Origin of the sequence: Flavobacterium terrigena, from assembly GCF_900108955.1 — a bacterium.
Lineage (GTDB): Bacteria > Bacteroidota > Bacteroidia > Flavobacteriales > Flavobacteriaceae > Flavobacterium > Flavobacterium terrigena.
Genome location: NZ_FNYA01000006.1, coordinates 208,847 through 214,956, shown reverse-complemented (window position 1 = coordinate 214,956; position 6,110 = coordinate 208,847). Strand labels below are relative to the sequence as shown.

Genomic DNA, 6,110 nt, shown 5'->3' with positions numbered 1-6,110 from the left:
GGTATATGTTAAATACAGCTACAAATACGTATGATGTATTAGCAAGTACAAACGGACCAACTCATGAAGTAACTTTACCAGGAACATACCAAGTGATTGTAACTAATACAATAACTGGTTGTAAGGCAGCAGCAGATCAGGCTATAGTAACTACAGTTTATCCAGCAACAGATTTCACATATGTTGTAACGGAAGCATTTACTGATAATGCTACAATCACAGTAACAGTAAACCCAGTAGGAACTGGAAATCTAATTTATTCATTAGATGGAGGTGCATGGCAAAGTTCAAATGTGTTTACAGGAGTTCAAGCTGGTTCACATGAAATTATGGTAGAAGATACTGAAGGATGTACAAGTCTAACACAACCAATTATGGTGATAGATTACCCTAAATATTTCACACCAAATGGTGACGGAATTCACGATACTTGGAATGTGGTTGGATTAAATCAAGCGAATGCTAAACTATATATCTTTGATAGATACGGAAAATTAATTAAACAATTAAGTCCAACAGATCAAAGTGCAGGATGGGATGGAACCTATAATGGGCAACTAGCGCCTTCAACAGATTACTGGTTCACAATTGATTTTAATGAAAACAGTCAACAAAAACAGTTTAAAGCTCACTTCTCGTTGAAGAGATAAGAATTAAATAAAAATACCAAAACCGTTCAGTTTAAAAATTGAACGGTTTTTTTGTAGGAATTTGTTATATTAGCAAACCACAATGATAGCTCATAGTTGATTTAAACGGAAGTTTGGTTATTTATGAGGTTATCCCGATTCACGAAATTTCTTATGATATCAGATTTTATAATACTTTTTACTGTAAGCGATTGGATAAATTTTATATCTGCAATTTCGGCTTTATTAACTGCCGCAGTTACTTTTATTACAGTTAGAGAGATAAAAAAACAAAGAGAACATAGTTATCATCCAGATATTAATATCGCCAACTTTGAGTTTTACGTATACAAGTATGATATTGATGAAGAAGAGAATGAAGAGGAGGAGAATATATTCTCACTATATTACTCCTCTAAAAAATTATCAGAAATGGATCCAAAAAGAGGCTATAATGAACTTACTATTGATATAAGTAATATTGGTTTAGGAGTAGCTAAACAAGTTTCTTGGAATTGGTTTGTAGATTTTAATGAAATACAGAAAACATTACAATCAAGTAAAAAAAACCTTTCATAAAATACTCCATTAACAAAGATGAAATTGAAATTACATCAAAAAAATTAAATCTCAATTGGTTTTATTTTATAGGCGAAGAAAATTTTGGCGATTTTTTCAATTTTATATTACCTTATTCGATAGAAAACAGAAAAAATGAAATCAGAATTCCTTCAAGTTTTATTGATTTATATTGGTTATATAAAGCAAAAGAAATGTTAGTTGACAATCATAACAGCAAAATGGAATACCCACCATTATATTTAGTTGTTAAGTATACAGATATTCACGCCAAGGAAATTGAAAAAACATTTGTTTTACATTTAGCATGGAACTTTATGAGTAACCCAAATACTAAAGAATCAGAATTAGCAAAATTTCGATTTGAAATTGTAGAGGCTAATGATAAGATTAGCTATAATAGCAGTTTTAAGTATTGGTGGGTTTAGATTTCTATTTGTAGAAGTTGGTTAAATTTAAGTAAGCATCTTCCAAATCGAACAAGACATAGTTCAAACCAAACAAAGCATAGTTTCAATCGAACAAGACATAGCTCAATCAAACAAAGCATCTTCCAAATCGAAACGGTTCACGAGTTACAGGTTTTTTGTTAAATACTTTTTTATTACGTATAAATTTTTTAATTTTACACGTAAATTAATTATCATGAATACGAAACTAACATTGAACATCGATCAAAATATAATTGAAGAAGCTAAATTTTACGCAAAAAATAATAGCGTAAGTCTTTCAAAGCTTATTGAAAATTATCTTTTATCATTAACTAAAAGAAATACAGAAGAGACTAAAATAAGTCCGCTTGTGGAAAGTCTTACTGGTGTAATTTCTTTGGAAAGTGCTGATTATAAAAAAGAATATTCAGATTACTTATCTAAAAAATATTCTTAATGGATAAAATATTAGTCGATACAAATATCGTTTTAGATCTGCTTTCTAAACGAGAAGAATTCTATAGAGAAGCTCAGGAATTATTTACTTTGGCTGACCATAAAAAAGTTAAACTTTACATTTCTTCTTTAACCATTGCTAACACACATTACTTATTAGCGAGAAGTCACAAATTAGATGAAGCAAGAAAGATTCTAATCAAATTTAAAGTTTTGGTAGAAGTTTTACCAATGGATGATAAAATATTAGAGTTAGCATTAGTTTCTGATTTTAAAGATTTCGAAGATGCCATTCAATATCATACCGCATTGGAAAATGAATTGGATTTGATTCTAACACGAAATAAAAAAGATTTCAAAAAATCTATTCTTCCAGTGTTAACAGCAAAAGAGTATTTAAAAAAGTAAGCATCTCTCAATAAGAAGTTACTTTTAATGCAATCGAATAACACATCCGCGCAATCGAACAAGGCTTCCGCTCAATCGAAGTAACCTTTAGCACAATCGAAACAAGCATCTTCTAAATCGAAGTAAGCCTTAGCACAATCGAACAAAGCATCTTCCAAACCGAACAAAGCTTTAGCACAATCGAACAAGAAATCCGCCAAACCGAACAAAGCATCTGCTCAATCGAACAAGACATCCGCCAAATCGAACAAAGCATCTGCCAAACCGAAGTAAGCATTGTTTCAACCGAACAAGACATAGTTTAAACAAAAAAAAAGCCTAAACAATTACGTTTAGGCTTTTTACTTTTATAAAATATATTACTTCAATCCAGCAATACTTTGCTCAATTGTCGCAATTTTTGCTAAAGCATCAGCTTCTTTTTTGCGTTCGTTGGCAATAACTTGTTCTGGTGCACCAGCTACAAATTTTTCGTTAGATAATTTACCTTGAACCGATCTTAAGAAACCTTTCGTGTAATTTAATTCTTCTGTTAATTTTGCAATTTCTGCTTCTACATCAATGTTTCCAGTAATTGGAATGAAATATTCGTTAGATTTTACTCTGTATGATAAAGCACCGTCTACTTTTTCAGTCACGTACATTAAATCTACAATGTTTCCTAATTTCATAATGATTGAATCGAAATAAGAAGAAGCTTTTTCATTATTCACGACTCTTAATTCAATCACATCTTTAAACGGAATATTTTTATCTTTTCTAATCGTTCTAATTCCAGAAATTACATCCGTTGCGAAATCAAAATCAGCAATTAAAGCTGTATTCACTGTCGTCATTTTCGGATATTCTGCTACAATTAAAGCTTGTTCTGGCGTTCTTTCTGCAATATGTTGCCAAATTTCCTCCGTTAAGAAAGGCATAAATGGATGTAACAATTTCAAATTCGCTTCTAACATTTCAATAGCTTTATCGAAAGTCGCTTTATCAATTGGTTGTTGATATCCAGGCTTAATCATTTCTAAGAACCAAGAACAGAAATCGTCCCAAACTAATTTATAGGTCGCCATTAAGGCTTCAGATAATCTGTATTTTTCGAAATTATCTTCAATTTCTAATAAAGTTTGTTGCAATTTAGCTTCGTACCATTCAATTGCTACTTTAGAAGATTCTGGTTGTGGAATCGTTTCAGAAACTTCCCAACCTTTAATCAATTTAAAGGCATTCCAAATTTTATTTGTAAATGCTTTTCCTTGATTACATAATTCTTCATCAAATAAAATATCATTTCCTGCAGAAGCACTTAATAATAATCCTACGCGAACTCCATCTGCACCAAATTTCTCAATCAAACCTAATGGTTCAGGAGAATTTCCTAATGATTTAGACATTTTTCGTCCTTGACTATCACGAACTAATCCTGTTAAATATACATTTTTAAAAGGTTTTGCATCAGCATATTCGTAACCAGCAATAATCATACGAGCTACCCAGAAGAATAAAATATCTGGACCAGTTACTAAATCGTTTGTTGGATAATAATATTTAAAATCTTCATTTTCTGGATCCATAATTCCTCCAAAAACAGCCATTGGCCATAACCATGAAGAGAACCAAGTATCTAAAGCATCAGCATCTTGACGTAAATCAGAAGCTTGAAGATTAGCGTTTGAAGTTCTTTCTTGAGCCAATTTTACAGCATCTTCAATATTTTCAGCAACCACGAAATCTTCTTTTCCATCTCCATAGAAATACGCTGGAATTTGTTGTCCCCACCATAATTGACGAGAAATATTCCAATCACGAATATTATTTAACCAATGCGCATAAGTATTATTGAAACGACTTGGGTATAATTTAATTTCATCAGATTCTAAAACGGCGTGAATTGCTGGCTTAACTAAATCTTCCATTTTAAGGAACCATTGATCAGATAAACGAGGTTCAATTACACATTTCGTTCTTTCTGAAGTACCAACGTTATTAGTGTATGGTTCTACTTTACTTAAAGCATTGATTGAAGTTAATTCTGCTTCAATTTCTGTACGAACTACGAATCTGTCTTTCCCTTCATAATGTAATCCGAATGAGTTTAAAGTCGCATCTTCATTAAAAATATCAATGATTTCTAAATTGTGCTTGTCACCTAAAGTCTTATCGTTAACATCATGTGCAGGCGTTACTTTTAAACATCCAGTTCCGAATTCTAAATCAACATATTCATCTTCAATAATAGGAATAACTCTTCCAGAAATTGGAATAATTGCTTTTTTTCCTTTTAAATTGAAATGTCTTTCATCATTTGGATTGATACAAATCGCCGTATCTCCGAAAATAGTTTCAGGTCGAGTAGTGGCAACCACTAAAAAATCTGAAGAATTTTCTATTTGATATTTGATATAATATAATTTTCCTTGACGTTCTTCAAAAATAACTTCTTCGTCAGATAAAGTTGTTTTTGCTTCCGGATCCCAGTTTACCATACGGTAACCTCTGTAAATCATACCTTTATTGTATAAATCTACAAATGAACGAATTACAGATGCCGACATGTCTGGATCCATCGTAAATTTAGTTCTGTCCCAATCACAAGAACAACCTAATTGTTTTAGTTGTTCTAAAATTGTTCCACCATATTTATCTGTCCAATCGTAAGCATGTTTTAAGAATTCTTCACGAGTCAAATCAGCTTTATTAATTCCTTCCGATTTTAATTTCGCAACCACTTTTGCTTCAGTTGCAATTGAAGCGTGGTCTGTACCAGGAACCCAACAAGCATTGAAACCTTTTAATCGCGCACGACGAATTAACACATCTTGAATCGTATTATTCAACATATGTCCCATGTGTAAAACTCCAGTCACGTTTGGTGGAGGAATTACAATAGTATACGGCGTTCTGTGGTCTGGAGTTGAATGAAAATAATTGTTTTTCATCCAGTATTCGTACCATTTTTGTTCTACTGCTTTGGCATCAAATTGGGCTGGTATCATTTATATATTGTTTATTTTGAAATTTAATTGTCTTTTGGTATACTTTTTGAATTATATCTGCAAAAGTAATTATATAAAACAGAATAAAAAAAATGTATTTAGTTTTTGTTAGTTAGTTTAAAAAACATATTTTTACAATTCTCAAATTAATATAAAAGATGAAAAAGTTAGTATTTATTTTAGTTTTAATGGTAACAGGTTTATCAGCTAATGCACAAAATGGTGCAAAAATTGAATTTAAAGAGGAAACCATTAATTATGGTGAAGTTTATAAAGGTGTAGATTCAGGAAAAAGAACTTTTGAATTTACAAATACAGGAAATGAGCCTTTAATTATTAAAGATGCGAAAAGTAGCTGTGGCTGTACGGTTCCAACGAAACCAACCGAGCCTATTGCTCCTGGAAAAAAAGGAGTTATTGAAGTACAATATAACATGAATCCTGGACCAATTAGTAAAACAATTACAGTTGAAACTAATGCAATTAATAAAGAAAACGGAATGATTGCTTTAAGAATTAAAGGAACCGTTTTAGTAAAAGAAGAAAAAAGTTTACTAGAGAAAAAAGCTCCAGGTCCACTTTCAAAATAAAAACAAAATCATATAAAAAAAGTCCCG

At 31.3% G+C, this 6,110-nt stretch carries 7 protein-coding genes; 6 read left to right on the top strand and 1 reads right to left on the bottom strand.

Going from position 1 to position 6,110, the window contains the following annotated elements:
* From BMX42_RS11375 to BMX42_RS11355, 5 genes are all read left to right on the top strand, one after another.
* A partial coding sequence (locus BMX42_RS11375) for a T9SS type B sorting domain-containing protein (protein ID WP_143055644.1) occupies positions 1–650 on the top strand: 650 nt, incomplete at its 5' end.
* A 153-nt stretch (positions 651–803) separates the two neighbouring features.
* Entirely contained in the window at positions 804–1,208 is a 405-nt protein-coding gene (locus tag BMX42_RS11370) for a hypothetical protein (protein WP_091314082.1), read from the top strand.
* Positions 1,209–1,402: 194 nt separating this feature from the next.
* A complete protein-coding gene (locus BMX42_RS11365) occupies positions 1,403–1,636 on the top strand; it encodes a hypothetical protein (protein WP_091314077.1) in 234 nt (77 codons plus the stop codon).
* A 217-nt stretch (positions 1,637–1,853) separates the two neighbouring features.
* Positions 1,854–2,096, top strand: coding sequence for a DUF6364 family protein (locus BMX42_RS11360; protein ID WP_091314072.1), 243 nt, complete (start codon positions 1,854–1,856; stop codon positions 2,094–2,096).
* Positions 2,096–2,503: a type II toxin-antitoxin system VapC family toxin gene (locus BMX42_RS11355; protein WP_091314068.1), complete on the top strand. Its 408-nt coding sequence runs from the start codon at positions 2,096–2,098 to the stop codon at positions 2,501–2,503. The genes BMX42_RS11360 and BMX42_RS11355 overlap by 1 nt, the downstream gene beginning before the upstream one ends.
* Before the next feature lie 359 nt (positions 2,504–2,862).
* Here the strand turns inward: BMX42_RS11355 and BMX42_RS11350 are convergent, their stop codons facing one another.
* Positions 2,863–5,493, bottom strand: coding sequence for a valine--tRNA ligase (locus BMX42_RS11350; RefSeq protein ID WP_177169165.1), 2,631 nt, complete (start codon positions 5,491–5,493; stop codon positions 2,863–2,865).
* A 158-nt stretch (positions 5,494–5,651) separates the two neighbouring features.
* On the opposite strand from BMX42_RS11350, the gene BMX42_RS11345 reads away from it, so the two are divergent.
* Complete coding sequence (locus BMX42_RS11345) at positions 5,652–6,083, top strand: DUF1573 domain-containing protein (protein WP_091314063.1); 432 nt, start codon at positions 5,652–5,654, stop codon at positions 6,081–6,083.
* Positions 6,084–6,110 lie beyond the last annotated feature (27 nt).

Excerpts from the sequence above, each read along its gene's own strand:
- BMX42_RS11370 (WP_091314082.1), top strand. The coding sequence starts at position 804 with ATGATATCAGATTTTATAATACTTTTTACTGTAAGCGATTGGATAAAT.
- BMX42_RS11365 (WP_091314077.1), top strand. The coding sequence starts at position 1,403 with ATGTTAGTTGACAATCATAACAGCAAAATGGAATACCCACCATTATAT.
- BMX42_RS11360 (WP_091314072.1), top strand. The coding sequence starts at position 1,854 with ATGAATACGAAACTAACATTGAACATCGATCAAAATATAATTGAAGAA.
- BMX42_RS11355 (WP_091314068.1), top strand. The coding sequence starts at position 2,096 with ATGGATAAAATATTAGTCGATACAAATATCGTTTTAGATCTGCTTTCT.
- BMX42_RS11350 (WP_177169165.1), bottom strand. The coding sequence starts at position 5,493 with ATGATACCAGCCCAATTTGATGCCAAAGCAGTAGAACAAAAATGGTAC.
- BMX42_RS11345 (WP_091314063.1), top strand. The coding sequence starts at position 5,652 with ATGAAAAAGTTAGTATTTATTTTAGTTTTAATGGTAACAGGTTTATCA.